This is a genomic window from Streptomyces kanamyceticus, from assembly GCF_008704495.1.
GTDB classification, from domain to species: Bacteria; Actinomycetota; Actinomycetes; order Streptomycetales; family Streptomycetaceae; genus Streptomyces; species Streptomyces kanamyceticus.
Genome location: NZ_CP023699.1, coordinates 203,055 through 229,691, shown reverse-complemented (window position 1 = coordinate 229,691; position 26,637 = coordinate 203,055). Strand labels below are relative to the sequence as shown.

33 protein-coding genes are annotated in these 26,637 nt (G+C 71.5%); 15 read left to right on the top strand and 18 right to left on the bottom strand.

What is annotated here, in order from left to right; all coding sequences use genetic code 11:
• Nucleotides 1-11 precede the first annotated feature (11 nt).
• Together CP970_RS00860 and CP970_RS00855 are read right to left on the bottom strand one after the other, a co-directional pair.
• Nucleotides 12-1,034, bottom strand: a complete 1,023-nt coding sequence (locus tag CP970_RS00860) for an NAD(P)H-dependent flavin oxidoreductase (protein ID WP_055544574.1) — start codon at nucleotides 1,032-1,034, stop codon at nucleotides 12-14.
• Between the two features lie 134 nt (nucleotides 1,035-1,168).
• Nucleotides 1,169-1,990: a helix-turn-helix transcriptional regulator gene (locus tag CP970_RS00855; RefSeq protein ID WP_055544575.1), complete on the bottom strand. Its 822-nt coding sequence runs from the start codon at nucleotides 1,988-1,990 to the stop codon at nucleotides 1,169-1,171.
• A 123-nt stretch (nucleotides 1,991-2,113) separates the two neighbouring features.
• Between CP970_RS00855 and CP970_RS00850 the strand changes: the two genes are divergently transcribed.
• Nucleotides 2,114-2,851, top strand: a complete 738-nt coding sequence (locus CP970_RS00850) for an SDR family oxidoreductase (RefSeq protein ID WP_055544576.1) — start codon at nucleotides 2,114-2,116, stop codon at nucleotides 2,849-2,851.
• Here CP970_RS00850 and CP970_RS00845 read toward each other — a convergent pair.
• Together CP970_RS00845 and CP970_RS00840 are read right to left on the bottom strand one after the other, a co-directional pair.
• The gene (locus CP970_RS00845; RefSeq protein ID WP_107098837.1) at nucleotides 2,848-3,777 is read right to left on the bottom strand and encodes a zinc-binding dehydrogenase; all 930 of its coding nucleotides are present in this window, start codon (nucleotides 3,775-3,777) and stop codon (nucleotides 2,848-2,850) included. The two genes, CP970_RS00850 and CP970_RS00845, sit on opposite strands and share 4 nt — an antisense overlap.
• Nucleotides 3,778-3,814: 37 nt before the next feature.
• Nucleotides 3,815-5,425, bottom strand: a complete 1,611-nt coding sequence (locus CP970_RS00840) for an amidase (RefSeq protein WP_055544577.1) — start codon at nucleotides 5,423-5,425, stop codon at nucleotides 3,815-3,817.
• A gap of 233 nt (nucleotides 5,426-5,658) precedes the next feature.
• Between CP970_RS00840 and CP970_RS00835 the strand changes: the two genes are divergently transcribed.
• Nucleotides 5,659-6,552 (top strand): NAD-dependent protein deacetylase, encoded by an 894-nt coding sequence (locus CP970_RS00835; RefSeq protein WP_055544578.1) that lies wholly within the window; start codon nucleotides 5,659-5,661, stop codon nucleotides 6,550-6,552.
• A gap of 9 nt (nucleotides 6,553-6,561) precedes the next feature.
• On the opposite strand, the gene CP970_RS45700 is transcribed toward CP970_RS00835, so the two are convergent.
• From CP970_RS45700 to CP970_RS00825, 3 genes are read right to left on the bottom strand one after another with little or no spacing between them, the layout of a single operon-like run.
• Nucleotides 6,562-6,939, bottom strand: a complete 378-nt coding sequence (locus CP970_RS45700) for a leucine-rich repeat domain-containing protein (RefSeq protein WP_317987137.1) — start codon at nucleotides 6,937-6,939, stop codon at nucleotides 6,562-6,564.
• Between the two features lie 26 nt (nucleotides 6,940-6,965).
• Nucleotides 6,966-7,250, bottom strand: a complete 285-nt coding sequence (locus CP970_RS45695; protein WP_317987136.1) for a hypothetical protein — start codon at nucleotides 7,248-7,250, stop codon at nucleotides 6,966-6,968.
• Nucleotides 7,211-7,804 (bottom strand): TetR-like C-terminal domain-containing protein, encoded by a 594-nt coding sequence (locus CP970_RS00825; RefSeq protein ID WP_398654363.1) that lies wholly within the window; start codon nucleotides 7,802-7,804, stop codon nucleotides 7,211-7,213. Before CP970_RS00825 ends, CP970_RS45695 begins: the two co-directional genes overlap by 40 nt.
• Nucleotides 7,805-7,883: 79 nt before the next feature.
• Between CP970_RS00825 and CP970_RS44615 the strand changes: the two genes are divergently transcribed.
• Genes CP970_RS44615 through CP970_RS00815 form a run of 3 tightly spaced genes read left to right on the top strand, consistent with a single transcriptional unit; the run spans nucleotide 7,884 to nucleotide 10,059 of the window.
• Nucleotides 7,884-8,411 carry an MFS transporter gene (locus CP970_RS44615; protein ID WP_224058127.1) on the top strand — a complete coding sequence of 176 codons (528 nt, stop codon included), beginning with the start codon at nucleotides 7,884-7,886 and terminating at the stop codon, nucleotides 8,409-8,411.
• A 38-nt stretch (nucleotides 8,412-8,449) separates the two neighbouring features.
• The gene (locus CP970_RS44610) at nucleotides 8,450-9,214 is read left to right on the top strand and encodes an MFS transporter (RefSeq protein ID WP_224058125.1); all 765 of its coding nucleotides are present in this window, start codon (nucleotides 8,450-8,452) and stop codon (nucleotides 9,212-9,214) included.
• A 44-nt stretch (nucleotides 9,215-9,258) separates the two neighbouring features.
• Nucleotides 9,259-10,059 (top strand): alpha/beta fold hydrolase, encoded by an 801-nt coding sequence (locus CP970_RS00815; protein ID WP_055544582.1) that lies wholly within the window; start codon nucleotides 9,259-9,261, stop codon nucleotides 10,057-10,059.
• Here the strand turns inward: CP970_RS00815 and CP970_RS00810 are convergent.
• The 6 genes from CP970_RS00810 to CP970_RS00790 all read right to left on the bottom strand — a co-directional run bounded on the left by CP970_RS00810 (nucleotide 9,954) and on the right by CP970_RS00790 (nucleotide 14,393).
• Nucleotides 9,954-11,099 (bottom strand): tellurite resistance/C4-dicarboxylate transporter family protein, encoded by a 1,146-nt coding sequence (locus CP970_RS00810; RefSeq protein WP_157877662.1) that lies wholly within the window; start codon nucleotides 11,097-11,099, stop codon nucleotides 9,954-9,956. The two genes, CP970_RS00815 and CP970_RS00810, sit on opposite strands and share 106 nt — an antisense overlap.
• Nucleotides 11,100-11,341: 242 nt before the next feature.
• Entirely contained in the window at nucleotides 11,342-11,992 is a 651-nt protein-coding gene (locus tag CP970_RS45445; protein WP_191094855.1) for a serine hydrolase domain-containing protein, read from the bottom strand.
• The gene (locus CP970_RS45440; protein WP_191094854.1) at nucleotides 11,950-12,501 is read right to left on the bottom strand and encodes a serine hydrolase domain-containing protein; all 552 of its coding nucleotides are present in this window, start codon (nucleotides 12,499-12,501) and stop codon (nucleotides 11,950-11,952) included. Before CP970_RS45440 ends, CP970_RS45445 begins: the two co-directional genes overlap by 43 nt.
• A 139-nt stretch (nucleotides 12,502-12,640) precedes the next feature.
• A complete protein-coding gene (locus tag CP970_RS45435; RefSeq protein WP_263406812.1) occupies nucleotides 12,641-12,970 on the bottom strand; it encodes an NmrA family NAD(P)-binding protein in 330 nt (109 codons plus the stop codon).
• Nucleotides 12,904-13,569 (bottom strand): NmrA family NAD(P)-binding protein, encoded by a 666-nt coding sequence (locus CP970_RS00795; RefSeq protein WP_263406788.1) that lies wholly within the window; start codon nucleotides 13,567-13,569, stop codon nucleotides 12,904-12,906. Before CP970_RS00795 ends, CP970_RS45435 begins: the two co-directional genes overlap by 67 nt.
• Nucleotides 13,566-14,393 (bottom strand): polysaccharide deacetylase family protein, encoded by an 828-nt coding sequence (locus tag CP970_RS00790; protein ID WP_079043236.1) that lies wholly within the window; start codon nucleotides 14,391-14,393, stop codon nucleotides 13,566-13,568. The genes CP970_RS00795 and CP970_RS00790 overlap by 4 nt, the downstream gene beginning before the upstream one ends.
• Nucleotides 14,394-14,511: 118 nt before the next feature.
• Between CP970_RS00790 and CP970_RS00785 the strand changes: the two genes are divergently transcribed.
• The gene (locus CP970_RS00785) at nucleotides 14,512-14,862 is read left to right on the top strand and encodes a winged helix-turn-helix transcriptional regulator (protein WP_055544587.1); all 351 of its coding nucleotides are present in this window, start codon (nucleotides 14,512-14,514) and stop codon (nucleotides 14,860-14,862) included.
• A gap of 59 nt (nucleotides 14,863-14,921) precedes the next feature.
• Here the strand turns inward: CP970_RS00785 and CP970_RS00780 are convergent, their stop codons facing one another.
• The gene (locus tag CP970_RS00780; protein WP_055544588.1) at nucleotides 14,922-15,401 is read right to left on the bottom strand and encodes a MarR family winged helix-turn-helix transcriptional regulator; all 480 of its coding nucleotides are present in this window, start codon (nucleotides 15,399-15,401) and stop codon (nucleotides 14,922-14,924) included.
• Between the two features lie 67 nt (nucleotides 15,402-15,468).
• Between CP970_RS00780 and CP970_RS00775 the strand changes: the two genes are divergently transcribed.
• Both CP970_RS00775 and CP970_RS00770 read left to right on the top strand, forming a co-directional pair.
• Nucleotides 15,469-16,386 carry an alpha/beta hydrolase gene (locus CP970_RS00775; RefSeq protein WP_055544599.1) on the top strand — a complete coding sequence of 306 codons (918 nt, stop codon included), beginning with the start codon at nucleotides 15,469-15,471 and terminating at the stop codon, nucleotides 16,384-16,386.
• A gap of 165 nt (nucleotides 16,387-16,551) precedes the next feature.
• On the top strand, nucleotides 16,552-17,142 hold the full coding sequence (locus CP970_RS00770; RefSeq protein WP_079043237.1) for a VOC family protein: 591 nt from the start codon (nucleotides 16,552-16,554) through the stop codon (nucleotides 17,140-17,142).
• A gap of 18 nt (nucleotides 17,143-17,160) precedes the next feature.
• Here CP970_RS00770 and CP970_RS00765 read toward each other — a convergent pair whose 3' ends face one another.
• From CP970_RS00765 to CP970_RS00755, 3 genes are all read right to left on the bottom strand, one after another.
• Nucleotides 17,161-17,616, bottom strand: a complete 456-nt coding sequence (locus CP970_RS00765) for a hypothetical protein (RefSeq protein ID WP_055544589.1) — start codon at nucleotides 17,614-17,616, stop codon at nucleotides 17,161-17,163.
• A gap of 129 nt (nucleotides 17,617-17,745) precedes the next feature.
• The gene (locus CP970_RS00760; protein WP_079043238.1) at nucleotides 17,746-18,312 is read right to left on the bottom strand and encodes a hypothetical protein; all 567 of its coding nucleotides are present in this window, start codon (nucleotides 18,310-18,312) and stop codon (nucleotides 17,746-17,748) included.
• A 202-nt stretch (nucleotides 18,313-18,514) separates the two neighbouring features.
• Entirely contained in the window at nucleotides 18,515-18,742 is a 228-nt protein-coding gene (locus CP970_RS00755; protein WP_055544591.1) for a hypothetical protein, read from the bottom strand.
• Between the two features lie 90 nt (nucleotides 18,743-18,832).
• Here CP970_RS00755 and CP970_RS00750 point away from each other — a divergent pair, with 90 nt between their 5' ends.
• Nucleotides 18,833-19,234: a hypothetical protein gene (locus CP970_RS00750; RefSeq protein ID WP_240507298.1), complete on the top strand. Its 402-nt coding sequence runs from the start codon at nucleotides 18,833-18,835 to the stop codon at nucleotides 19,232-19,234.
• A gap of 121 nt (nucleotides 19,235-19,355) precedes the next feature.
• On the top strand, nucleotides 19,356-20,474 hold the full coding sequence (locus tag CP970_RS00745) for an ABC transporter substrate-binding protein (protein WP_055544128.1): 1,119 nt from the start codon (nucleotides 19,356-19,358) through the stop codon (nucleotides 20,472-20,474).
• Nucleotides 20,475-20,505: 31 nt separating this feature from the next.
• Here CP970_RS00745 and CP970_RS00740 read toward each other — a convergent pair whose 3' ends face one another.
• Nucleotides 20,506-21,303 (bottom strand): DeoR/GlpR family DNA-binding transcription regulator, encoded by a 798-nt coding sequence (locus CP970_RS00740; protein WP_055544129.1) that lies wholly within the window; start codon nucleotides 21,301-21,303, stop codon nucleotides 20,506-20,508.
• A 49-nt stretch (nucleotides 21,304-21,352) separates the two neighbouring features.
• On the opposite strand from CP970_RS00740, the gene CP970_RS00735 reads away from it, so the two are divergent.
• The 5 genes from CP970_RS00735 to CP970_RS00715 all read left to right on the top strand — a co-directional run bounded on the left by CP970_RS00735 (nucleotide 21,353) and on the right by CP970_RS00715 (nucleotide 26,634).
• Nucleotides 21,353-21,736: a hypothetical protein gene (locus CP970_RS00735; RefSeq protein ID WP_055544130.1), complete on the top strand. Its 384-nt coding sequence runs from the start codon at nucleotides 21,353-21,355 to the stop codon at nucleotides 21,734-21,736.
• Complete coding sequence (locus tag CP970_RS00730) at nucleotides 21,733-22,467, top strand: NUDIX domain-containing protein (RefSeq protein WP_224058122.1); 735 nt, start codon at nucleotides 21,733-21,735, stop codon at nucleotides 22,465-22,467. The genes CP970_RS00735 and CP970_RS00730 overlap by 4 nt, the downstream gene beginning before the upstream one ends.
• A gap of 247 nt (nucleotides 22,468-22,714) precedes the next feature.
• A complete protein-coding gene (locus tag CP970_RS00725) occupies nucleotides 22,715-24,220 on the top strand; it encodes a PucR family transcriptional regulator (RefSeq protein ID WP_317987135.1) in 1,506 nt (501 codons plus the stop codon).
• Between the two features lie 471 nt (nucleotides 24,221-24,691).
• The gene (locus CP970_RS00720; protein ID WP_055544185.1) at nucleotides 24,692-25,774 is read left to right on the top strand and encodes a M20 family metallopeptidase; all 1,083 of its coding nucleotides are present in this window, start codon (nucleotides 24,692-24,694) and stop codon (nucleotides 25,772-25,774) included.
• The gene (locus tag CP970_RS00715; protein WP_317987134.1) at nucleotides 25,771-26,634 is read left to right on the top strand and encodes a GNAT family N-acetyltransferase; all 864 of its coding nucleotides are present in this window, start codon (nucleotides 25,771-25,773) and stop codon (nucleotides 26,632-26,634) included. Before CP970_RS00720 ends, CP970_RS00715 begins: the two co-directional genes overlap by 4 nt.
• Nucleotides 26,635-26,637: the final 3 nt, after the last annotated feature.

The window sequence follows — 26,637 nt, the reverse complement described above, 5'->3', positions numbered from 1 at the left end:
AGAACCGCTCGTCAGAGGTCGGCCCGGAAGCGGGTCAGTACGTGTTCAGCCTGGTCCATCATGTCCCGCACGATGTCCCCGGCGGGCCTGACGTCATGGATGAGGCCGACGCCCTGCCCCATCAGCCACGGCATCTCCTCCCAGTCGGCCACGGTCGCGGGGGTCGGGGGCAGCACGTTGAACTTGCGCAGCACCGTCTCCTCTCCCTGGAAGACCGTGGTGCCCACCTGTTCGAGCGCGGCACGGTCGGTCGGTACCTCGGCGAGCCGTTCGTGCCACTCGGCCACCACCCGGTCGCGCTGCACCCGCATCGGGTTGAACTCCGGCCACTCGGGGCCGAAGACCGCGGTCCGCACGGTGTCCTGGCCCAGGGCGGAGACCAGCCGCCGGTGGTGCTCCGGATGCACGTCGGCCTCCTGCGACGCGACAAGGCGCGTGCCCACCCATACGCCGTCGGCGCCCAGGCACAGCGCGGCGGCGACCTGGCGTCCTTCGCTGATCCCGCCCGCCGCGAGGACGAGGGCGCGCTCGCCCACGGCGTCCACGATCTCGGGCACGCCGACCATGGTGGGCAGGCCGCCGTAGTTGTGCCCGCCCGCCTCCCAGCCCTGGGCGACGACGACCTCCACGCCGTCGTCGGCGGCGCGCTCGGCCGCTTCGGCGGACGCGACCTGTTCCCACACCGAGATCCCGGCCTCGCGCAGGTACTTGAGCTGCTCGGCCGGTGGGTGCCCCCAGTGGAAGGACACGATCGGCACCCGCTCCTCGACACAGACGCGGACGCTGTCGGCGGTGTCGAAGTACGTGATCAGGTTGACGTGGAAGGGCGCGCTCCCCGCCCGCGCGCGGATCTCGCGAACGATCTGCCTGAGCCGGTCCGCGGGCATGAGCCCGGCCCCCACCGCGCCGATCCCGCCCGCCGTGGAGACCGCCACGGCGAGGTCGGCGGTGCCGCCCGCGAAGGCCATCCCGGCACAGGCGAACGGGTAGCGGACGGCGAACCTCTCCGTAAGGCGGGTGGACAGCACGCTCATGACGGATTCCTCCTGGCGTCGGTGCCGCCGGTACCGGGCATCGAAGCACGGCGCACATGCCGGGGGGAGACGAATACGCGCCCTTCACCGGTGAGCGTCCGGGCTGATCAGAGCCTGCCGCCGGGCCCTTCCGATCAGAGCGCGCCGCCGTTCCCTTCCGACGCACCATCGGCGACGTAGATCACCAGGGTGTGATCGGGCTGCTCGGCCAGATGGAACGCCGTGTACGCGTACTCGGTCACCCCCGGTCCCGGCCGCCGCAGCCGTTTCCGCCCGCCGTGCCTGACCTGTACGTCGTACCGGGGCCACCACGCCCGTACTTCCTTGCTACCGGCCTTCAACTCGTCGACGAGCGCGCGGTAGCGCGGGTCGTCGGGATGGCGTCCTGCCAGTGTCCGCAGCCGGGCGAGCAGGCCCCGCGCCTCCGCCTCCCAGTCGACCACCACGTCGCGGGCCGCGGGATCGAGGAACGTCCAGCGGGCGAAGTTCGACGGTGTGCCTGGGGCTTCGGTGAGGTGGGGGAAGAGTTCCTCCGCCGCCCGGTTGTGACTGAGCACGTCGTACGTGCCGTCGATGATGTACGCGGGCTGCGGCTGGAGCAGCCGGGGGACGGCCGCCACCTCGGAGGGGAGCGGCGCGGGCACCTCGGTCTCGGCCCCGGCCGGGCGCGCGTGGCCCGCGAGCCGCCGGAGATGGTCGTGTTCGCCCTGGTCGAGCCGGAGCGTCCGGGCGAGGGCGTCGAGCACCTGGTCCGAGGCGCGGATGTCCCTGCCCTGCTCCAAGTACGTGTACCAGGTGGCGCTGATCCCGGCGAGCAGCGCGAGTTCCTCCCTGCGCAGCCCCGGCGTGCGGCGTCGGCCGGTAAGAGGCAGGCCGACCTCGTCAGGGGAGACGCGCTCCCTGCGACTGCGCAGGAAAGCGCCCAGTTCACGGCGTTGTTCGGGACCTTGCGGCATGACGGATGGCACCTCTTATTCCAGGATGAACACGTTCTGTATACCAGGGTCCGGCTCTCGCAGACTGACGGTGGCAGAAGCCGCAGCGGGAGAGAAACGAGGGACCCCATGTCAGGTATCGAAATGTCGGGAATCGAAGGCAAGGTCGTGGCGATCACGGGCGCGGGCAGCGGCATCGGCGAGGCGACGGCATTGCTGCTCGCCGAGCAGGGTGCGCGGGTCGTCCTGGGCGGCCGCGGGGTCGAGCGCCTCGCGGCCGTGGCGGACAGGATCGGGGACGCGGGTGGCGAGGCCGTGCACCTGCGCACCGATGTGACCAGGCGGGATGACCTGCACGCCCTGGTCGCGCTGGCCGTCGAGCGGTTCGGCCGCCTCGACGTGCTGATCAGCAACGCGGGGGTGGGGACGCTCTCGCCGCTCGACGACCTGCGCGTCGACGAGTGGGACCACCTGGTCGACGTGAACATCAAAGGGCTGCTGCACGGGATCGGTGCCGCGCTGCCGGTCTTCCGGGCGCAGGGGAGCGGCCACTTCATCACCACCGGCTCCACCGCGGCGTTCCGCATCGTGCCGAACATGGCCGTCTACGCGGGAACGAAGGTCGCGGTGCGGACCATCTGCGAAGGGCTGCGCCAGGAAGCCGGGGACTCCCTGCGGGTGACCACGGTCTCGCCCGGCATGATCGGCACCGAATTCGCCGAGGCGTCGACCAACGAGCGGGTCAGGGCGGAGATCTCGGCGGCCAGGGATCGCGTCGCGATCCCGCCCGACGCGATCGCCCGGGCGATCGCCTACGCCATCGGGCAGCCCGCCGCCGTCGACGTGAACGAGATCGTCGTACGGCCCACGGCCCAGAGCTAGCGGCTGCCGGGTCCGGTCATGACGACCTTGCCGAACTTCCCGGGGCCGCCGAGCCGGGCGTACGCCTCCGCGTAGCGCTCCAGCGGGAGGGCGGTGTCGACGGGTACGCGCAACCGGCCTTCGGCCAGCAGCGCGACGACGCGGGTGCGCACCTCGGCCGCGAGGAGCGACTTCTCCGCGGGGGAGCGGCCCCTGATGGTGGTGCCGATCAACTGGGCGCGCGCGAGCATCAGATCGAACATGCGCAAGGGAGCCACCGCCCCGCCCTGGACCCCCACGACGAGGATCTTTCCGCCCGTACGCAGGAGTTCGACCCGCGCCAAGCAGTCGTCCCCGCCGACCAGTTCGACGATGACGTCGTACGGTGCGCGGTCGCGCTCCGCACCGGGGAGCACCACCTCCACGCCGCCGACGGGGCCGTCGGGGGCGTCGAGGGCAAGTCCCCTGACGCGGTCGTGCAGTTCGGGCCGCCGCACACTGGCCACCACGTGGGCGCCGGAAGCGGCGGCCACCTGCACCATGGCCGTGCCGACCCCACCAGCGGCCCCGGTGACCAGGACCTGGTCGCCCGCGCGCACCTGGGCCTGAAGGACCAGCGCGTCCCAGGCCGTGCTGAACGCCTCAGGAAAGCCCGCCGCCTCCGGCCAGGACAGCCCCGCCGGAACCGGAAGGAGGATGTCGGCGGGCACCACGATCCGCTCCGCATGGCCCCCACCGCCCACGAGGGCCATCACCCGGTCACCGACACCCACACCCGTGACGCCAGCGCCTGTCCGCTCGACCTCACCGGCGATCTCGAGCCCGGGGATGTCGTCCGGCCAGCCGGGCGGCGCCGGATAGTCGCCCCTGGCCCGGCCACCGGATCCGCGCGCTCCACGAGCCGGAACGCACCCTTGTCTCCGATCACCACTGCCTGCATGCCGCACGAATCTACTCCCGGGCGCAGGGGCTCCGTACGCCGTGTCAGAAACCCACGTCGGCCGGGCGGTAGGTGGGCGGTCGGCGGACGCGGCTCGCCTGTTCGTAGGCGTGAGCGAGGCGCAGCAGGACCGGCTCGCTCCAGGCCGTGCCCATGAAGGTCAGACCGACGGGCAGGCCCGAGGCGAAGCCTGCCGGGACGCTGACCGCGGGGTACCCGGCGAGTGCGGCGGGCGTCGACGAGCCGCCGCCGTAGCTGTCCCCGCGGATCAGGTCGATCTTGGCGGGCGGTCCCGTGGTCGGCATGACGAGCGCGTCGAGCCGGAACCGGCGCAGCACCGCGTCGATGCCCTCGGCGCGCGAGAGCCGGTGGTTGGTGGCCAGAGCCTTGCGGTACTCGCGTTCGGTGAAGTCCAGCCGGTGCACGGTCTCCAGGCCGTCCTGCTGTACGTAGCGGAGCTCGCGGTCGGCGTGCGCGCGGTTGAACGCGATCAGCTCCGCGAGGCTGCGCGGATGGTCGCCGGGCGCCCCGGCCAGGTAGGCGTTGAGCGCGCGTTTGATCTCGTACGCCTGCACGACCATCGAGCTCGGCAGGTCCTCGAGGCGCTCGGCGCCGGGGATGTCGGCGGGGTCCACGATGGTCGCCCCGGCCTTGCGCAGCGTGGCGATCGCCCGCTCCGCGATCTCGTCGGCGTGATGGCTGTAGCCGAAGTACGCCGTGCGCGGGACGCCGATGCGGGCCCCGCGCAGCCCGTCCGCGTCGAGGAAGCGGGTGTAGTCGCGGAAGAAGTGGCCGCGGCTCGCCCTGGTCGCCGGATCACGGCCGTCGACGCCGACGAGAGTGCCGAGCAGGATCGCGGCGTCGCGCACCGTGCGCGCGATCGGCCCGACGCTGTCCTGGCTCGGCACCCCCGGGATCACGCCGCCGCGTCCGACCAGGCCGACGGTCGGCTTGACGCCGACGACGCAGTTCGCGGAGGCCGGGTCGATGATCGAGCCGTTCGTCTCGGTGCCGATCCCGGCGACGCACAGCCCCGCCGCGGCGGCCGCCGCGGTGCCGGAGCTCGACTCGTTGGGCGACCGGTCCAGCTTGTACGGATTGCGGGTCTGCCCGCCACGGGCGCTCCAGCCCGCGTGGTGGGTGAGGGACATGCCGCCCGCCCACTCGCTCAGATTGGTCTTGCCGAGGACGACGGCCCCGGCCGCGCGCAGCCGGGCGGCGACCGTGGCGTCCGCCGCGGGGCGCAGGCCCTCAAGGGCGAGCGATCCGGCCGTCGTGTGCATCCGGTCCGCGGTCTCCACCAGGTCCTTGAGCAGGATGGGCATGCCGTGCAGCGGTTTGCGGGGGTCCCCTTCGGCGTCCACGCGGCGGGCCTCGCGCAGGGCGTCCGGGTTGACCTCGATGACGGCGTGGAGGAGCGGGTCGAGGCGCTCGACGCGGTCCAGGTAGTGGCGGGTGAGCTGTTCGGCGTCGAGTCGTCCCTGGGCCATCCGGCGGCGGAGCTCGGTGATGCCGAGCTCGGCCAGGCCCTTGTCGTCCGCGCCGGGATCGTCGGCGGCGCGGGCGGGGGAGCGGGTGCCGCCGAGCCAGGGTGCGGCGGCCGCGGCGGTGCCGAGCGCGAGCACCGCGCGGCGTGGGGCGTTGATCCGGTTCATGGGGTGCGGCTCCTGCGACTGGACGGTCGGACGTCGGACGGTCGGCACACGGGACTCGGCAGGCACGGCGCGAGTCGGCCGCTCGGCGTGGGCCGGGCCGCTCTCCGTACGCACAGCACGCTAGGGGCGCCGACGGTCGCCTCTCGCTGCGGCTGTCCCCCGAATCCGTGCTGCGAACAGCCCCCTGACGGATCGGGGGCCAGCCGGTGCGCCGTATACGTACGCTGGTAGGCATGCGGACGCGACCCACGTTGACCTGGGAACCCACCGGCGGCCTCCCTCCCGCCTCGACCGACATCGGCGCTGTCGTCGACGCCGTGCGCGCGGGCGGCGCCGTGGTGCTGAGCGGTGCGGGCCTCTCCACCGAGTCGGGCATCCCGGACTACCGCGGGGAGCACGGCTCGCTGCGCAAGCACACCCCCATGACGTACCAGGAGTTCGTCGGCGGCGAATGGGCCCGGCAGCGCTACTGGGCCCGCAGCCAGCTGGGCTGGCGGGCCATGACGCGGGCCCGTCCCAACGCCGGTCACCGGGCCGTGGCCACGCTCGCGGAGGCGGGCCTCGTCACCGGCGTGATCACCCAGAACGTCGACGGACTGCAGCAGGCCGCGGGTGCGCGCGGTGTCATCGAACTCCACGGGAGTCTGGGCAGGGTGCGCTGTCTGAGCTGCGGTCGCCTCACCGACCGCGCGGAGCTCGACCGGCGGCTGCGGGCGGCCAATCCCCGGTTCGAGGCGGCCGCCGAGCGCTACCGCGCCGCGCGGGTCAATCCGGACGGTGACGTGGACCTGCCCGACGAGGCGGTCCGCGAGTTCCGGGTGGTGGACTGTGCGGCGTGCGGCACCGGCGTCCTCAAGCCGGACGTCGTCTTCTTCGGTGAGAACGTCCCGCCCGAGCGGGTGGCCCGGTGCCGGCAGCACGTCGACGAGGCCGCCGCGCTGCTCGTGCTCGGCTCCTCCCTGACGGTCATGTCCGGCCTGCGCTTCGTACGACAGGCTGCCGACGCGGAAACGCCGGTCCTGATCGTCAACCAGGGCCCCACGCGCGGCGACCGCTGGGCCACCCACCGCGTCGACCTGCCACTCGGGCAGGCGCTGGCCGACCTCGTGACGCGGGTCTGTCCCTGAGGTCAGGCATCAGACCAGGACCACGCATCCCTGCCGCTCCAGCCGCATCCGCACGGGCGCGGCAGGGTCGATGCCGTTCCAGCGCAGATCCAGTTTCTCCAGCGACGGCAACTCGGGGAGCCAGTCCGGGAGATGGGTGAGACGGTTGCTCCGCAGGTCGATCTGTCGTAGCGACGGAAGTCCGGCCAGGGGAGCGGGAAGCTCGGTGAGCGCGTTCTCGCGGAGGTCCAGGTGACGCAGCGCGTGGAGGTGGGCCGTCGATGACGGCAGGCTGCGGAGGGAGTTGCCGCGGAGCCAGAACTCGCGCAGGCCGGTGAGTCGGCCGATCGAGGCGGGCAGTCCGGTGAGGTGGTTGTGCTGGGCTCTCAGCTCGATCAGGCCGGTCATCCCGCCGATGGTTTCGGGCAGCGCGGTCAGACGGTTCTCGCCGATGTTGAGGTAGCGCAGTCGGGCGAGATGCCCAATGCCCCAGGGAGTACGGAGAGTTGGTTGTCGTGCAGGTAGAGGAAGTCGGTGAGTTCAGACAGCTTCCCCAGTTCCTCGGGGACCGCGACCAGCGCGTTGTGACCCAGGTCGAGCGTGCGCAGCCGCGTCAGCCTGCCGATCTCCGGTGAGAGGGAGGTGAGGCCGTTGTCCGCGAAGACCCGGTCGGGCGTGGTCAGCCCGGCAGGAGATGGGACACGAGGGAGCGTGTCCACTCGGGGGTGAGCGGGTCGTCGGTGAAGACGGCCCGGTAGTAGAGGGGGGCGAGCACGGCGTCCGTGGTGCGCTCCAGGGTCGGGGGCCGCCCGTCCCGCGCGCGTTCCCGTTCGAGTACGGCTTCGAGTTGCTGCTGGCGTTCTCCGCGGCACGCGGCGGCGCCCTGTTCGCCGCCGATGCCGATGGTGGCGCGCACCAGCGCGAGGGTGTCCGGGTCGCAGAGGTCCTTGGCGAGGTCGGCCGCATAGCGTTCCAGGTCCCGCGGAGGCTGCCGGTGTCCGGCACCACGATGTCGCCGGAGAAACGGCTGGTCGCGACGTCGGCGAGCAGTTCGCCGACGGTGCCCCAGCGGCGGTAGACCGTGGTGGAGTGCACGCCCGCGCGGGCGGCGACGACCGGGATCGTGAGTGGTTCGGTGGGGTCGTCGCCGATCAGTTCCTTGACGGCCCGGTGGACGGCGGCGCGGACTCGTGCGGAGCGGCCCCCCGGTCGGCTCCCCGTCTGCGGGCGGGGGAATCGGTAGTGGACACCCGGCCAGTATCGCACTGATCACTGCACTAGCAGCGCAGCGATCGCTGCGTTTGTGCTAGCTTCGGGGTGGCCGTTAACGCACAGATCATTGCGAGAGTGCTATGTCCATCGACTCTGCCGTATCCGCTGACTCTGCTGACCCCGCCGTATCCGCCGTATCCGCCGCACCGTCCGACGAGGACGGCAGGGGCGGCAGGGGCGGCAGGCACCGCGTACCCCGTGGGGCCGCCTTCCTCGGCGTGGCCGCCGTCTTCGTCGTCTTCCTGGCCGCCTCCAGCGTGCCGTCCCCGCTCTACCCGGTCTATCAGCAGCAATGGCACTTCTCGGCGTGGGTGCTGACCGTCGTCTTCGCCCTCTACGTGGTCGGTCTGCTGAGCTCCTTGCTCGTCGTCGGGGCGCTCTCGGACCACGTCGGCCGCCGACCGGTGCTCGCCGCGGCGATCGCGCTGGAGACGGTCTCGATGGTCCTGTTCCTCACCGCGGGCAACGTGATCGCCCTGGCGGTCGCCCGGGTGCTGCAGGGCATCGCCACCGGGGCGGCGACGACCACCCTGAGCGCCACCCTCGTCGACCTCGAACCGCCGCACGCCCGTGGGCGCGCGGGCGTCATCACCTCGGTGTCCCCCTGACCGGGCTCGCTCTCGGCGCCCTCGGCTCCGGCGTCCTGGTGGAGTTCGGTCCCGCCCCGACCCGGCTCGTCTACGCCCTGCTGCTCGGTGCCATGGTGCTTGCGGCGACGGTCACCGCCCTCCTGCCGGAAACCTCCCCGCGCCGACCGGGATCCCTCGCCTCCCTGCGCCCACGGGCCGCACTGCCCGCACACCTGCGCGCGGACATCGTGCCGGTGGTGCCCGCGATGATCGCCGGCTGGGCGCTGGCCGGTCTCTTCCTCTCCCTCGGCCCGTCCGTCGCGGCCCAGTTGCTGGGGCTGCACAGCCGCCTGGTCGGCGGCGTCGTGGTGACCCTGCTCGCGGGCACCGGAGCGCTCACGGTCGCCGTCCTCCGCTCCCGTCCCGCGCCCTCGCTGCTGGCCCCCGCGTCCGCGCTGCTCGGGCTCGGCGTGCTGACCGCGCTCGCGGGCGTCGTGGCGGACCTCGTCTGGCTCGCCGCCGTCGGCACCGTCGTCGCGGGCGTCGGCTTCGGGGCCTCGGTGCTTGCGACGTTCGGCACCTTCGCCCGCATCGCCGGGCCGCACGAGCGCAGCGCGGTCTTCGTCTCCGCGAACATCTTCAGCTACCTCGGCAACAGCCTGCCCGCCGTGCTCGGCGGCATCGCCGTCACCACCCTGGGGCTGCGGACCGCCACCGAGATCTACGCACTGACGATCGTCGTGATCGTCTCCATCGCCTTCCTCCTGCGCCTGAACCAGCTACGGGCACAGCGCCGCCGCGCCGTCGCGGCCCCGTGCACCCGCGGCATCTCCCTGCACTAGACCGACAACACCGAACCACCACTCGTACGAAAGAAGGACACACCGTGACGACCGCAAGCAGCAGGACCGGCAAGGACCTCACTGTCCAGCGAGCGGACCACACGACGATCCGGTACACCGCCAGTGGCCCGGCCGACGGATCGGCCCTGGTCCTCATCCACGGCTGGGGGTGTGACCGCAGCGACTTCGACGCGGTCACGGGACACCTGCCCGAGGGCTCGCGCGTGCTGGCGGTCGACCTCGCCGAGCACGGCGCGTCACGGTCGCGGCGGGAGGTGTGGACCATGGAGGAGTTCGCGCGCGACGTGGCGGCGGTGCTGGAGGCCGAGTCGGTGACCACGGCCGTCGTGGCAGGACACTCCCTCGGCGCGGCGGTCGCCGTCGAAGTCGCCCGGCTGCTTCCCGGCACCGTCTCGCGCGTCGTCGCGCTCGACGGCCTGCACTATCTGTCGCTGTTCCCGGCGCAGCACGAGGAGCAGGCCGACGCCCTGCTGGGCGTGTTCCGCGACGACTTCGCCGCGGCGGTGCGCGGTCTCGTCGAAGGGGGCTCACCGGCCGGGACCGAACCGGCGCTCATCGACGCCTACTTCGAGAAGATGGTCGCGGTGCGCCAGCCCGCGGGCCTGCGGGCCATGGAGGGCCTGGTGCGCTGGGACATGGACGCGGCGCTGCGCGAGACGAAGCAGCCGATCACCGTGTTCGCCGTTCGTGACCTGGTGACGCAAGAGGCCATCGACCGCTACGGGGACCGTTTCGACATCGTGCTCGTCGACCTGGGAAGCCACCACTTCCCGGTGGAGGCCCCCGAAGCCACGGCACGGCTTCTGGCCGACGTACGGAGCTGATGAGACGCCGTCCGGACGGAGCGGCCGCCGCGCCGCCGCGTCCGGTCGGCGCTCCATCGCGCGCGCAGGCGGCTCGCGGTGATGACGAGCCAGGCCGCCAGCGCGGTCCAGGCCATGGGCTGGACCGCGTCGGACAGGAAGGCGTAACCCCGCGCCGCGGCGAGCCGGGCGGTGGCCGTGGTGTACATGCCGAGCGGGAAGACGATGCACCACAGGGCCGGTTCGCCGCCGCTCCGCACGCGGTGTCGCAGGTGACGCCAGGCTCCGGCCGCGATCAACGGCGGCACCAGCAGGGTTGCCCAGCCCCACAGCACGGTCACCGCGGCGGTGACGAGCCCGGTCACCGGGCCGGGGAGCGCCTCGGTGTGAACTGCCAGTTGGGTGCCGCAGAGCGTGCTGATCGCGACGGCTCCCATGGTCACCCAATAGGCGGGCGTCAGCAGTTGCGGGCCGGGCGGGTGACACCCCAGACGCCATGCCACGGCGGCGAGGACCGTGACGTAGAGAAGTACGCCACCCGCCCACAGGACGAGGGAGACCGCGACCGGGAGGGGTCGGGGGTCCACGGCCACGAAGGCGAGGCCGATCGACTGCAGTCCCACCACGGCCAGGAACCAGGTGCCGTCCGCACGTGGCAGCGCCGAGCGCAACGCGCGGCGGAGCCCGGCGACAACGTGGGCCGCGATGACGGCCCACGCGGCGGCCGCCAGGACGAGCAGCCCGTACGCGACGGCGCGCAGCTGGCCCGCTCCGAGGCGTGCCGCCAGGACCCCGCACGCGGCGACCAGGGTGAAGTGGCCGAACGCGCGTGCAGGGTCGCGCAGTTCGGCCAGCAAGCGGTCCGTGTGCCGGACGGCTTTGACGGCGAGCCCCGCGAGCAGCGCGGTGTGGAGCAACGCCGCGGCGACGAAGAGGGCCTTGCCCACGGTCACCGCGTGGGCTTCGTTCAGGGCGCGCGCGACGATGCCGGTGGCCATGACGGGGGCGAAGCACGCGGGCGGCAGGTCCCGGCACCGTTCGGCCGGTGGGAGACGGGGCACCGGGAGGCTCATCTCGACGGGTACGCCACGTGTGTGGGGGCCTTCCAGGTGATCAGTCCGTCCTTCACGGGGTACAGGGTGCACCGTCGCGGGGCGGGGCGAGAATCGCCTTCAGGCCATTTGAGTTCCGCTAGAAACTATTTTCCTCTCGCTTTGCGCAAGTTACTGGAGTGCGGCTGAGCGGGCCGTGTCCTCCGCGTCCGGCGGCCGCTGCCGGGGCCGACGGAGCGCCGGGCCGCCGCTCAGGAGGACGGGCAGAAGACGGCCTCCACGGCCTTGCCCGCGTCGAACTCCACCGTGGTGGGCTTGACGCTCAAGGTGAACGACATCGCGAACTGACGGCGGCCGTCCGCCGAGTAGAAGGTCATGGCGACGGAGCCGGGGGCCAATCCGCCGGTGATGTGGAAGTCGTCGCCGCAACGCCCGCGGACCGCACTCCGAAGGCGCGGGGCGGCGGGCACGTGGTCGGTCAGGATGCGCTGGAGTTCCGGCGGCAGCAGTTTGCCCTGGGTGAACGCCCGGTTGAAGGCGCTCACGTCGTGCGCGGTGGAGACCACCCCTCCTGCCCCCGCCCCGGCGAAACTGGCGTTGAACCGGTCCACGTCGCGCAGCCCCCCGTCGGCGTCGGGGTAGTAGCCGTGGCCGTGCGGCCCCTTGACGCCGTCCGGCGGCCTGACCATGAGGTAGGACTTGGTCATGTTGAGCGGATCGAACAGGCGCGTGCGCAGCTCGGTGGCCAGAGTGTGGCCGGTCAGCCTCTCGACGATCATGCCGAGGACGGTGTAGTTGGTGTTCGAGTAGGTCCACTTCTCGCCCGGCTCCCCGGTTCGGGGCCGGGCACGGCTCCAACTCACCAGGTCCAGCGGCCGGTAGTGGGTCGTGAAGTCGAACACGTCGAACGAGGGGTCCCCTCGCTCCCGTCCGGGTTCGGCTTGCCGGCGTACCAGTCGGGAATGCCGGAGGTGTGCTGGAGCAGCTGCCGCACCGTGATCTCGTCGGCCCGTGTCACCAGGTCCTTCTCCACCACCACCGGCAGCAGGTCACTGAGTTTGTCATCCACGCTCAACTCGCCTTCCTCGACGAGTTGCAGCACCACGGTGGCCACCATCTGCTTGGTCTGTGACCAGATCCGGTAGCGGGCGTTCGCGGGTATCCTCCCGCCCTGGCCGTCCGACAACCGGGAGCCCGCGCTGCCGAGCCCGACGGATCTCCCGTCGACGTACGCCCCGCCGACGACCCCCACCACCCCAGGAATCCTGGCCAGCTCCTCCATCGCCTCCTGCACGTTCCCGGTCCGCGCCGGGGCGGCGGTGGCAGGCCCGGCGTTGGCCGTCATCAGCATGGCGGCACCGGCGGCCAGACCGGCCTTCCACATCGGTGAACGAACGCTCTCGTATCGCACAACACACCCCTTTTTCACGATCACCTTCCGAAGCCGGGGCGCCATGCCCTCGGCACGGACCGCTGTGGTCCACGCCTCTAGGGAAGGCCGGAGACTGTTGCGGTGGCGTATGCGCATTTCGATACGTCCGCGATACACCTCACACCGACGTCCAGCCGGTGTGGCGCAGCCAGTCCTCGAAGGTCATCAAGTCGGGGTGCAGGCGGCGCAGGAGGGGGATGTCGCGGTCTCGGGCGTACAGGTCGCGGTCGGCGAAGAACTGGAACATCGCCGCGTAGTCGTGGCTGAAGTCGGGGACGGCGGCGTGCAGTTCGTCATGCGGCATCGGGACGTAGGCGCTGGGAGTGCCCGTGACCCGGGCGAAGGCAGCGGCGATCTCGTCGCCGGTGAGGCTGTCGCCGATCACCGCGAGGTCCCGGGCGCCCCAGGACTGCCAGTTGTCGAACATGTGGCAGGCGAACCAGGCGATGTCGTCGAGGGCGACGAGCGGATAGCGGGCGGCGCCGAGGGGAGTCGGAAGGTCAGGCCGCCCCGGCCGTCAGGTCGGGGGGTGAGCCGGTCGCGCAGGTTCTCGAAGTACGGCGCGGTGGTCAGTACCGAGACGTGGTCCGTGTACCAGCCGTCGGTCTCCTTGCGGAGCATTTCCTCCGACCGCATCAGGCCGATGTGGGCGGCGACGGCGGCCTTGCTGTCGAAGTGCGGGACGGGGCGGCCGGTCAGGGACACCGCGCTGTCCAGCGAGGACCAGACGAAACGCGCCACCCCGGCCCGCTCGGCGGCGGCCAGCAAGTGCAGCCCTTGCCGGTACTCACCCACGGCGCTGCCCGTCGCGAAGAAGTCGGTGTTGGCGAACACGCGGTCGGCCTGCCCGATCAGGACCTCGATGGCCGCCGGATCGGAGCGGACCAGTCGCACGCGGTCGGGCGCGGTAGCGGCGAGTTCGGTGGCGTGGGCGGAATCCGGATGGCGGGTGGGGACGGTGACGGTGGCGTCGGTGGTGGCCAACAGGTGGTGGACCACGCGGCTGCCCATGGCTCCGGTGCCGCCGACGACGAGGACGTGGGTCATGACGTGTTTCCTTGGTGTGTCAGGACGTGTGCGGCCACCTGGGTGTGGGTGGCGACCCAGACGTCGCCGGACTCACGGAGGTGGTCGAGGATCTGGCCGACCATGCCCGCGAGGAGCGGTCGGCCTCCGACGTGTGCGTGGACGGTCAGGTGGAAGACGCCTGGGCCGGGGGCGGCGAGCAGCTGGGCCAGCAGCTCACGGTGCAGGTCGCGGTAGGCGTACGGTCCTGACGCGGCGTCACGGACATCGGAGTGGTCGCCGTGCATGAGGGAGACCAGTGGACCGTGAGCGGTGGACAGGAGCCGCGGGAGGTCGTGGTCGCCGTGGTCGCCGGTCCACCGGTACCCGGCCTCGGCGAGCAGATCGTCGGTGTGCCTCGATCCGGTGGCGCGCGGGCTCATCCACCCCGTCGGGCGAACACCGGTGACGCGGCGGAGGGCGTCGGTGCAGCGACCGATGTTGGCCCGCTCGGCATCGAGGCCGAGCTGCGCGGGCACCACGTCCTGGGCCCAGGAGTGCGCGGCGATCTCGTGCCCCGCCTCGTGCACGGCCATGACGGTCTCGGGGTGCCGCTCGGCCACCAGGCCGTTGACGCCGACGGTGGCGGGCAGATCACCGAGGACGTCGAGCAGCCGCCAGATGCCGGTGGTGACGCCGTAGTTCACCCAGGAGCTGCTGTGCGTGTCGTCGATGCCGGACGGCAGCGGCCACGCCGCGGCCATCGGCGCGTAGGCGGGCCGGTGCCCCGGTGACCACAGCTCCAACGCGACGGTGACGAGCGCGACGACCTTCCGCCCGCCCGGCCACGCGAGCTCTGCCTTCATACGGTTCCCCCTTCGCATCCCCTGCTCGGTAGCTCCCGCCTGCTCGGCAGCTTCCGTCGTGGACGCTAGTGAGCGGGTAGGTACCTCCGGGTTCCTGGCGAAGGGCTACCGTCGGGGCATGCGTGAGTACTCCGGCAGCGTCTTCCTCGCCGACTGCCCGGCTCGGCTGGCGATCGAGATCATCGCCGACAAGTGGGCTGCGGTCGTGCTGTTCGCGTTGAGCCGGAAACCGTGCAGGCACGGCGAGTTGGTGGACCTCATCGGCGGAATCTCGCGGAAGGTGCTGACTCAGACGTTGCGGCGGTTGCAGGGGTACGGACTGGTCGACCGGCACGCCGAGGCCGGGAAGGTCCAGTACGCGCTGACCGACCTGGGCCGGACGCTGGTGAAGCCGATCTCCGCGCTGACCGAGTGGGCCCACGAGTACGGCGCGGCCGTGGTGGGATTCCAGGAGTCCACGACGGACTGAGCGGACGGGGCGGACGGGGCGTACTGAGCGGACCAGGTGTACCGAGGTGCGTATGCCGGTCAACCCGTAGGCAGTCCGATCTGGTCGCGTTCGAGCACGGAGCGCAGCTCCGAGAGCATCTGTACGGCGGCCGGTCCTGAGGGACCGCCGAGGGCGTCCGAGGTCAGCTCGGCCAGCGTTTCGGTGAAGGTCGCCTCCGCCGCCTCGACGAGTCGAAGGCCGTCGTCGGTCAGGTCGAGGAGTGATGAGCGGCGATCCGCTGGATTGGTTCGCCGGATGACCCATGCCTGCTTCTCCAGGCGGTCGATGCCCTTGCTCGCCGCGCCGATCCCGATGGCGAATTCGGTGGCGAGGTCCGCCACCCGGGACCCGGGGTGCTCGCGCAACGAGCGCAGGAACTCGAACTGCGAGGTGGCGATCCCGTGCCGCTCGCGAAGGCGGTCGTTCAGCGCGTTGTAGAGGCGCGTCTCGCAGCGGACGAGATCGGCGAAGAAGCCCGGGAAATCGATCGGGCGGGCAGGGCTTGACTTAGATGCCATGGCATATATCTTAGCTTACATGCCTAGGCATATAGTTCTCTGGCATGTACTTGAGATGGAGGCGGCAGTGAGCAGGCAACAGCGCGCGGCGCTGGACGAGATGATCCGACGGCCTCGGTCGGAGGGCCCTCCGATCGAGGGGGCGCGGTCGGTGGAGGAACTCCGCGCCGGATTCAGGGCGTTGATGGGGGAGATGATCGTCCCGGCCGGTATCCGCACCCGGACTGCGACGCTCGGCGATCGTCCCGCGGTGCTCATCGAGCCGACCGGCACCTCGAAGGCCGGGATGATCCTCTACTTCCACGGCGGCTCCTACGTGGTGGGTTCACCGGAGACGGCGATGTCGCTGACGGGAAACCTGGTGGCCAAAACCGGGTTCAGGGCGTTCTCGCTGGATTACCGGCTCGCCCCTGAGCATCCGTTCCCGGCCGCGATCGAGGACGGGCTGAGCGCCTACCGCGCACTGCTCGACAGCGGCGAAGACCCTTCGGCGATCGTGTTCGCCGGTGACTCGGCCGGTGGCGGCCTCACCGTCACGACCTGCCTCGCCGCCCGCGACGCGGGCCTGCCCATGCCCGCCGCGATCGTGGCGTTCTCCGCCGGGCTCGACGGGACGCGGACGGGCGAGAGCATGGACACCAAGGCGGGCGTCGACCCGTTCTTCACGCGTGCGGGCCTGGAGTACACCGGATCCATGTACCGCGGGGAGCAGGACCCTCATCAGCCCATGCTCAGCCCCGCCATCCTCGCCGACCTGACCGGCTTCCCCCCGATGCTTCTGCAGGTGGGCACCAACGAAATGCTGCTGGACGACTCCGTACGCATGGCCGCGCGCGCGAGGGATGCCGGGGTGGACGTCGTCCTGGACGTCACCGCTGACGTGCCCCATGTCTTCCAGGCGTACGCCGGTGTCCTGGACGAAGCCGACGAGGCGCTGGATCGCGCCGCTCTCTTTCTCGGTCAGTCGGTGCGGTGCCCCAGGTAGATTACCGTTCAACCATTTTTCGCCACTGCTCGCCGCCCGGGCGTGCGAACAATGGCCCAAAGTGATTTAACGTTCAATCGGTTTTGGCGGCATGCTGGTCACAGCGCCGGTGACCCCCCAGGGATCCGGCCCAACACCCCATCTGACCAATGGAGATGACCTGAGATGACCCAGACCGCGACCCAGCCCCAGACCCAGACGCAGCCCCAGACCCGGCCTCAGTCCGAGCCCTCGTCCCTGCCGCTCCGCCTCCACCACCACGCCTGGGTCACCGACGACCAGGAAGTCAACCGGCGCTTCTACGAGGACGTGATCGGCCTGCCCCTGGTGGCCACGTGGACCGAGCGCGAGGTGCTGTCCGGGGCCGAGCGCGCCTACAGCCACACCCTCTACGGCCTGGCCGACGGCAGCGCGCTCGCCTTCTTCCAGTTCGCCGACCCCAAGGACCAGGAGGAGTTCAAGACCGACATCAATGTCACCCCCCTGCGCCACATCGCCTTCAAGGTCGAGGCGGAGACCCAAGAAGCCATACGCGAGCGCATCGCCGCGGCTGGTGCCCCGGAGGCCAACGCCCACGTGTTGGACCACGGGTACTGCGTCTCGCTGTACGTCACGGACCCCAACGGGCTGATACTGGAGTTTGTCGTCGACCACCCCGACGTGGAGAAGATCGACGCCGAGCGGCGCACCACGGCACACGCCGACCTCGCCCGCTGGGTCGCCGGTGACCACACAAGCAACAACGACTGGCGCTGACCCCTACGGCTCAATGCGTCAATGCGTAGGGGACCGGAGGGCCGAGGCCAGCTCTTCAGGGCAGTCCGCCGCAGGATACGAAGCCTCTCGCAAGAACGTGTCGAAGAGGTTCACGGCGGAGAGGAGCATGGCCCGGCCCTCACGCATGAGATCGGCGCTCTTCGCACGTTCTTCGCGCTTTCCCCGCACATCGAGCAGTTGGGCGCCCTGGAGGAAGCGGCTGATGCCGTCGCTTGCTTGTTGCGTCAGTTGGGTCAGGCGCTTCTGGGCGCCCGCCTCGCTGGCCAGGCGGGCGATGTCCTTCCGTACCGCCACGTTTTCGCGCAGTGCGTCAGCGAGTTCGTCGGCGATGCGGATGACCATGGGGATCTCTTGCCGGGCCTGCACAGTTCCCAAGGGGGAGGGGTGGGTGACGCCGGTGCCGTCCGCGAGGGGGTCGTCGAGCCCGAAGCTGCTGACCGGAATCATGGCCATGGCGGCCTTTTTCGCGACAGCGTCCGAAGTCGGTTCCCAGGCCGATCCGAATTGGGCACCGTGCCATCCGACGCGCTCATCGTCGCCGACCGGACCAGGTGGCTCGGCGGATCCGTCACCCGACTCGAATTACTTGAGGGCGGCGAAGTGTTGCGCGGTCTGGTCCATGGTGAAGCCCGGAGCGTGGTGAGCCTGGTACTCGCCGGTGCGTTCCTTCGTGCCGTACCGGGAGCCATGTTTTTCGTGCGCGGCCCACTTTTCGGGACCTGACCAGAGGTTGTACTGCGTGAGGTCAATCTGTTGGCCTCCTGATTCACGCCCCCTTTCTCCCAGCTCGGACATGCTCTCGAGCATCTGTTGATAGATCTGGTGCGTGTGGACCTGAAGTGCTGTCATTTTGTCGAGCACGAGCTGGTTGGACAGGTCGTCGTCACCTTCGTGGTCGTGAGCGAACGCCCCTACGTTCTTTGCGCGTTGCGGCACGGGGGCTTGTTGGTCGCGGCTCCCGCCGCCGTGCTGGTGCTGCTCCTGCGCCCAGGAATGGCCAGCCGCCCGGAGTAGCTGGACGGCGGCCGCATTCCCTGCGGCGTTCGGCAGAGCGAGGGGGCCCGCTGGATTCGTGGTGCGCGGGGCTCTCGAAGGTAAGCGGCCGACTGCTTTCCGCTCCGAGGCCTGGGCTTGCTCGTTGGCGTGCATGGGGTCCCTCTCGCGAGCTGTGCGGCTCGCGACGCTGTGCCCGTGCGGCCGAGCGGGTCAAGCCTGAGGGCCGTGAATCTCAGGAGTCGCCAACGTATGTCCAGCGTCGCTGTGGAGCCGGTCCTGTGGGGCGCCCTGCACTCGCGCGGTAGTCAACCGAGCGGAAACGACGCCGAGTTGATCAACTCGGGCCCACGGCCCGTCAACGGTGCCGTGCGGTCAGCAGCCAGGCGAGATCTATCACCGCGATCGCCCCCCAGATCCCACATGCGACGGTGTTTGTGTGTGGCGCCAGCGCCGTGGCAAGTGCCCCCAATCCGACGGTCCCCAGCACCAGTCCGGTGCTGCGCCTGAGCGCCAGTGACGTGCGCAGTGGTCCCGGTTCGGCAAGCTTGTCGTTGAGGTAGGCGTCGAACGCCTCCGCGAGCACGGGGAGGCGAACTCCACCAGCGTCGCCAAAGCCCTCGGCGAGAACACCGGCACCACCAGCTACCACCTGCGCAAACTCGCCGACCTCAACTTGATCGCCGAGATCGAGGAGCGTTCCACCGGCAGGGAACGCTGGTGGACATCGCTCATGACGGACATCTTCACGCCCCCGGGCCTGGAGCTGACGCCCGACGAGCGCGAAGCCGCCGTGAAGATCGGCACGCTCAAGATGACCCATGACCTGAACCTGGTGGTGAGCGCATACGCCGGGTACGACTCCTCCGCCGGCTGGAATCAGATCCAACGCGCAGGGCTCCGGATGACGAAGGAACAGGTCACCGAGTTCGTCGAAGAGTACGAGACGCTGCTGCGCAAGTACCTGCCCCCGCCCGGCGAACACCCGCCCGACTCACGGCACATGGCCGTACGCCTCGTAGTGGTGCCCGACGAGGGACCCCGGCCCACCCTGCCGGCCGAGCCGGACGACGAGTGACACCGAGTCTCGGTTTCGGAGCCGCACAAGCGGAGCGGCTAACCGGTGGCGACTTCGGTGACCGATCGGAGATCCTTGATCTTCCATCGGGATCGTCACGTCACACAGGAGACGCCGAGGCATGAACAGGGACACGCGGCCATCGCCACCCGGCGCGGAGCGCGCTGACGGGCCATCCGTCCGGATCGGCGTGCTCGTTCCGCTGACCCGGCCCGGCTGGGTGGAGGCGGGCCGGCACCTGCTCGCCGGGCTCGAACTGGGTGTGCGCGACGTCAACGCCGTCGGCGGAATCGGCGGACGTCCCCTCGAACTCCTGGTCCGGGACACCGCGGCCGATCCCGAGAAGGCCGCAGCCGCCGTGGACGAACTGGCCGCCCTGGGCGTGTCCGCCGTGGCGGGCGAGTACCACAGCGTCGTCGCCCGCGCCGCTGCCGCCAGAGCCGACGCGCTCGGCCTGCCGTTCCTCTGCTCGTCGGCGGTCCTCGACGAACTCACCGAGCAGCCGACGGAACGGGTCGCGCGCCTCGCCCCGCCGCAGTCCCGTGGCTGGCGGATCTACGCCGACTTCCTCCTCGGCGCGGGCCATCGCCGGATAGCCGTGGCGGCCCAGCAGAGCGTCTATTGGGCGGCCGGGACCCGTATTCTCCGCGATCATCTGGCGCCACACGGCGGCACCGTCATCGAATGCGACATGAGCGCGCTCACCCCCGCCGCCCTGTGCGACGCGCTCGTCGACCAGCGCGCGACGGCCCTGCTGCTCCTGGTCGGCGTCCCTGACCCGGCGTTGGAGATCGTCACCTCCGTGCGCCGCGACCCGCGCCTCGCCGAGCTGTTGATGGGCGCCCCCGCCGGGCAGCCGGAGTTCGCGCAGTGGAGGTCGTCGCTGGGCGCCGACGGCGCGGGTATCCCGTTCCTGCGCTACCTCCCCGAAAGTCTCACCCCACTCGGCGAGCGCGTCGCGAAGGTCCTGCGCGAGCGGCTGGGTGCGGCGCCCTCCTTCGTCGCCTTCGAGGGGTACGACACGGTCGCCGTTCTCGCCGACGTGCTGCGTTCGCACGGCGCGGACCGGGCGCGCATCGCGGCGGCCTGGTCGGGCGTCGCGGTCGAAGGCACCCGAGGGAAGATCCAGTTCGCCCGGACACCGGGCATCAGCGTCAGGCAATGGACCTGGGCGCCGGTCCAGGTCGTTGATCGCGACCCGGCGGACCTCGACCGTTTCCGGATCCTCCACGCAGGCTGAGAAGGAGAAAGCGGGGGAGGCGCTTGAGCCTTCAGTTGCCCGACTGGTCTGACTGGTCTGACGGGTCCGACGGGTCCGTGGTCAAGACCTCCACCCCCCGCGCCACGAGCTCCTCGACGACCGCGTGCCGCGGATCGGCGTCGGTGATCAGGCCGTTGACGTCCTCCCACGGCAGGACGCGGAACCGTGACGCCGCGCCGATCTTCTCGGACGACGCGAGGATGTAGGTGTCCGCGGCCCGTGCGGCAAGGGCGCGCTTCATGGCGGCTTCCTCGGCGTCGCCGGTGGTCAGTCCCGCCTCGGGGTGGGCGCCCGTGACGCCGAGCAGGCACAGGTCGGCCGAGACGTTCTGCGCCGCCTCCACCGCCGCGGCGCCGCAGGCGACCGCCGAGTGCTTGAAGATGCGGCCGCCCAGCAGGAAGACCTCGGCCACCGGATGGTCGAGCAGCGCCGCCGCGATGGTCGGGCTGTGGGTGATCACGGTGCAGGCCAGATCCGGCGGGAGCAGGTGCGCGACGGCGAGGGCGGTGGTCCCGCCGTCCAGGATCAGTGCGCTGCCCGGTCGTACGAGCGCGGCGGCCCTCGCGGCGACCTTCCGCTTGCCGTCGGGCGTGACGGTCTTTCGCGCGGCGTAGTCCGCCACGGCGGGGGAGACGGGCAGCGCTCCGCCGTACACGCGGTGGCAGAGTCCCTCCGCGGCGAGGTCCCGCAGGTCGCGCCGCACGCTGTCCTCGGAAATGCCCAGGTCGGAGGCGACATTCTTGGCGACGATCTTGCCCTCGCGGGCGAGCAGGCTCAACAGGTGGTCGCGTCGTTCAGCAGCCAGCATCCGTATTCTCTCCTGATCTTGCATGTTTCTGCATGTATCGTAGCGCGCCATGAACGAGAAGCCGATGCTCATCCTCATCGCCGGGCCCTATCGCTCCGGCACCGACGGCGACCCGGAGGCGATGGCCGCGAACCTCGGCCGCCTCGAAGCCGCGGCGTGGCCGGTCTTCGCCGCGGGACACCTCCCGGTGATCGGGGAGTGGGTGGCGCTGCCCGTCCTTCGCTCGGCCGGTGCGGGCCCCACGGACCCGCTCGCCGACCAGGTGCTCTACCCGACGGCCGAACGCCTGCTCGCGCACTGCGACGCCGTGCTCCGGCTGCCCGGTGACTCCACCGGAGCCGACCAGGACGTCGCCACCGCCCGCCGCCGCGGACTGCCCGTCTACCACCACGTGGACGAGATCCCGGCCCGCACCCCGCAGGAGGCCAGGTGACCACCAGCCCCGGCCTCGACGCCCCCGACCACCGCGGCCGCACCGGGCTCGACCGCGTCGGGCGCGACCTGGACCGCAACCCCGACGTCGTGGTCCGTGACGTGGAGCTCACCTCGCAGGGCTGGCACGTGCTGCGCCGCACCACCTTCGACTACCGGCGCCGCGACGGCCGCTGGGTCACCCAGCAGCGCGAGACGTACGACCGCGGCAACGGCGCCGTCGTGCTGCCGTACGACGCCGAGCGCCAACGCGTGCTGCTCACCCGTCAGTTCCGCTTCCCCGCCTACGTCAACGACCATCCGGACGGCATGCTCGTCGAGGCCGCAGCCGGGCTGCTCGACGGCGACGAACCGCTCGCCGCCATCCGGCGCGAGAGCGCCGAGGAACTCGGCGTCACGCTCGGCCCGCTCACCCACGTCCTCGACGCCTATATGAGCCCCGGCTCGGTCACCGAGCGCCTGCACTTCTACGCGGCCCCCTACACCCCGGCCGACCGCACCGGGAGCGGCGGCGGCCTTGAGGAGGACGGCGAGGACATCGAAGTGCTCGAACTGCCCTTCGCCGAGGCCCTCGCGATGGTCCGCGACGGACGCGTCACCGACGGCAAGACCATCCTGCTGCTGCAGTGGGCGGCCCTGGACGGCCCGTTCGCCGGTGCCGGTGTTGGTGCCCGTGCCGCTGCCGGTACACACGCCGGATCCGCCGCGGAGTTCGTCCCGGGCCACCGATAGCGTCACGTACTCTCGTCCGCACGTACGAACGCGCTCGGTCGCACCCCTTCTAACCTGCGGAGATGATGAGACACATGTCGGCACACCCGGCCCGGAGTCTGAGCCGGGTGCTCGAGGACCTCGGGCCCACCCTGCTCGATCTGCTCCACGGCGATCCGGAGCGGGCCATGGAGCTCGGCGGTGTCGGCATCCACGATCCGTACGACGAGCAGCACTACCCGAGCGCGCCATCGTGCTCGGGGTCGGTGTGCACGGACCCGATGCCATCGCCCGCCTCCTGCGCGAGCTCGCCGTCGCGGGCGCCGCCGCTCTGGTGGTCCGCGGCCCCGTCGAGGACGGTGCGGCGCTCGACGGGGTGGCCGCGGAGACCGGTGTGGCGCTGCTCTCGCTGACGCGCGGGGCCTCCTGGGCCCAGCTCGCGGCCATGCTGCGGACCCTGCTCTCCGAAGGGGACGTGGGGGAGTCGGGGCGGCAGACCCTGGGCGGAGTGCCGTCCGGCGATCTCTTCGCGCTGGCCAACGCGATCGCGACACTGCTCGACGCGCCGATCACCATCGAAGACCGGCGCTCGCGCATCCTGGCGTTCTCCGGGCGCCAGGACGAGGCCGACCCGGTACGGGTGGAGAGCATCCTGTCCCGGCGGGTGCCCGAGCGCTATCTGCGGCTGCACGAGGAACACGGGGTGTTCGAGGAGCTGTACCGCAGCGGGAAGCCGGTGCACATTCCGCCGCCGACCCTGGACGACGAGGCGGCGCTGCCCCGCGCCGCGATCGCGGTGCGCGCGGGGGACGAGATCCTGGGATCGGTGTGGGCGGCGCTGCGCAAGCCGCTCACCAAGGAGCGGGAGGAGGCCTTCCAGGAGGCCGCCAAGCTCGTCGCCCTGCACATGCTGCGCCTGCGCGCGGGGACCGACGCCGAGAACCGGCTCCGCGCCGACCTGGTCACGACCGCGCTGGAGGGCGGCCCCGGCGCGGTCGAGGCACTGGGCAGGCTCGGTCTCGCCGACGGGCCGCTCCTGGTCATGGCGCTGGGAATCGAACCGGCCGAGGACGCCGACCACGCCCAGGTCACCGCGGAGCGCCAGCGGCTGGCCGGTGCGCTCGCCGTGCATCTGGCGGCGGTACAACCGCGGTCCGCGGTGGCGCTCCTCGGAGATGTCTCCTACGCGCTCTTCCCGGTCCCTCAGGACACCGCGGCCGTACGCGAGCGGGCCGTTCAGGTCGCGTCGAACTTCCTGGAGCGCACCGGCGACCAGCTGGGCGCCGTCGTCGGGATCGGCTCGGTGGCGGGCGAGGCGGCGGCGCTAGCCCGGTCGCGGGCGAACGCGGACCGGGCGCTGCGCGTGCTCTCCGGGGGCCGCGGCCCCCGGCGGGTCGCCGCGATCGCCGACGTGTACGTCGACGCGCTGCTGCTGGAGATACGGGACCTGGCGATCGCCAACCACGACGAACTGTCCGGGCCCATCGCCCGGCTGGCGGCCTACGACACCCGGCACAACGCCCATCTGGTGGAGACGCTGCGGGCCTGGCTGGACGCCTTCGGCGACGTGGTCACCGCTTCGGCGAACGTCTTCGTCCACCCGAACACCTTCCGCTACAGGATCCGCCGGGTCGCCGAGGTGGGCCAGATCGATCTGCAGGATCCCGCCGCCCGGTTCGCCGCCATGCTGCAGCTGCGGCTGATGGGGGCGTACGACGACGGCGGAGGCGGTGGCGGTGGGAAGGGCAAGGGGCCCCGCCCGGCCGCCGGTTGAGCGACGGCCGCGTCGGCGCCCTCGCCGCCCGCCGGAGGCGCCCCGGCGCGGGCCGCAGGCCGGGGACCGCCCGCTAGGGCCTGTCCGGCGGATCATGGCGCTGTCGCGGGGTCTGGCGCGCACGCCCCCAAGCTCTCGGCTCCGCTCGAGCAGGGGAGGCCCCACTGCGTTGTCGCCCTCCTCCGCCTTGCAGCCGCACGCACCACACCCCGCTCGCCCGCACCGGACGGTGGTCGCCACCCGAGCGCGCCCTGACCCGCCGGACAGGCCCTGGAGCCGCCTGCCGAAGGCGAAAGGACCGGCTCCGGCGCGAGTTCGGTCCCTCGTACGAATCCGCGCCGGACATTGTCGTCCACGTACGAACTCCGGCTCCCGCATCCTGCCTAGCGTTGTCGTCATCCCACCCCCCTGGAGGACGCACACGTGCAGGCCGATCACGCACCCCATCCCGCAGCGCCGCCCCTCGACCCCATGCTCGCCGACCTCGAAGAACTGGTGACCTGCGAGTCGTACTCCGCGGATCACGAGGCCGTGGCCCGCAGCGCCCGCGTCGTCGCCGCGCAGGGCGCCCGGCTGCTCGGCGCCGCTCCCGAGACGATCGTGACCGGGGGAGTCACCCACCTGCGGTGGAGCTTCGGCACCCCGCGGACGCTGCTCCTCGGCCACCACGACACGGTCTGGCCCATGGGCACCCTCAAGACCCACCCGTTCTCGGTCGAGCAGGGCATCGCGCGCGGCCCCGGCGTCTTCGACATGAAGGCCGGTCTGGTCCAGATGTTCCACGGCCTGGCCCAACTGCCTTCCCTCGACGGCATCTGCGTCCTGGTCACCGGTGACGAGGAGGTCGGCTCGGAGACCTCGCGCGCCCTCATCGAGGAGGCGGCGCGCGCCTGCCGCGCCTCGCTCGTCCTGGAGGCCGCGGCCGCGGGCGGCGCCCTGAAGACCTGCCGCAAGGGCGTGTCCAACTACCAGCTCACCGTCCGCGGCCGCGCCGCCCACGCGGGCCTCGAACCGGAGAAGGGCATCAACGCGGCGATCGACCTCGCCCACCACCTCCTGGCCCTCCAGGACATCACCGATGCCGTCACCGCCCGCACCGGTCCTGGCACGACGATCACCCCGACCGTGCTGTCGGCAGGCACGGCCACCAACACCGTCCCGGCCGGCGCCGAACTGAGCATCGACGTCCGCGTCCCCAGCCCGGCGGCCCAGCAGGCGGTCCACGACCTCATCACCGCCCTGCGGCCGCACCACCCCGACGCGGGTCTGCGCATCGACGGAGGGCCCAACCGCCCGCCCCTGGACGCGGACGCCTCCAAGGACCTGTTCGCGCTCGCCTCGGAGACGGCCGCGCGCCTGGGCATGGACGCCCTCCAGCAGGCGGCCGTCGGCGGCGCCTCCGACGGCAACTACACCGCGGGCGTCGGGTGCCCCACCCTCGACGGCCTCGGTGCCGTCGGCGACGGTGCCCACGCCGACCACGAGCACGTCGTCACCGCCGCCATGCCGGTCCGCGCACAGCTCCTGACCCACCTTCTCGGAGCGATGCCGTGAACCACATCGACACCCTTGCCGACACCCGTGAAGCGGGGGTCACCGGTTCCCTCTCCCTCGACATCCGCGAACTGCACGCCATGGACGACCTGGAGGCCGTCTGCGGCCTCTACGCCGACATCTGGGGCACCCACCCGGCCAAGGGCCCCGTCTCCGCCGAGGTCATGCGGGCGCTCGGGCACGCGGGCAACTACGTGGCAGGGGCGTACGAGAACGGCCGCCTCGTCGGCGCGTCCGTCGCCTTCTTCGCGGAACCCTCGGCGACCACCCTCCACTCGCACATCACGGGTGCCACCGCGGGCCGCGGCATCGGCCTCGCCCTCAAGCTGCACCAGAAGCGGTGGGCGCTGCGGCGCGGCATCACCCGCATCACCTGGACCTACGACCCGCTCATCCGCCGCAACGCCCACTTCAACCTCACCAAGCTCGGCGCCCGCCCCGAGGAATACCTCCGCTCCTTCTACGGCGCGATGGACGACGCGATCAACGGCGGCGACGAGTCCGACCGGGTCTTGACCGCCTGGGACCTCTCCGCGCACCAGGACCCGGCCGCGCCGTCCGCCCCGGGCGAGTCCGCGGCGGCCCACGCCGTGCACGCCGTCCGCAACCGCGGCGGCCGACCCGAAGTCACCTCCACCGACGCCGAGTTCGTCCTCATCGACCTGCCCGACGACATCGAGGCCCTGCGTCGTAAGGACCCCGAAGCCGCGCACGCCTGGCGGCTCGCCGTGCGTGACGCCCTCGGCTCCCTCCTCGACGACGGAGCCCGCGTGCTCGGCCTCCACGACCGACGCGGCTACCTCGTGCACCGCACGCCCGCCAACGCCCCCGCCCGCCCCCGCACCGAGAGCACCCAGTGACCA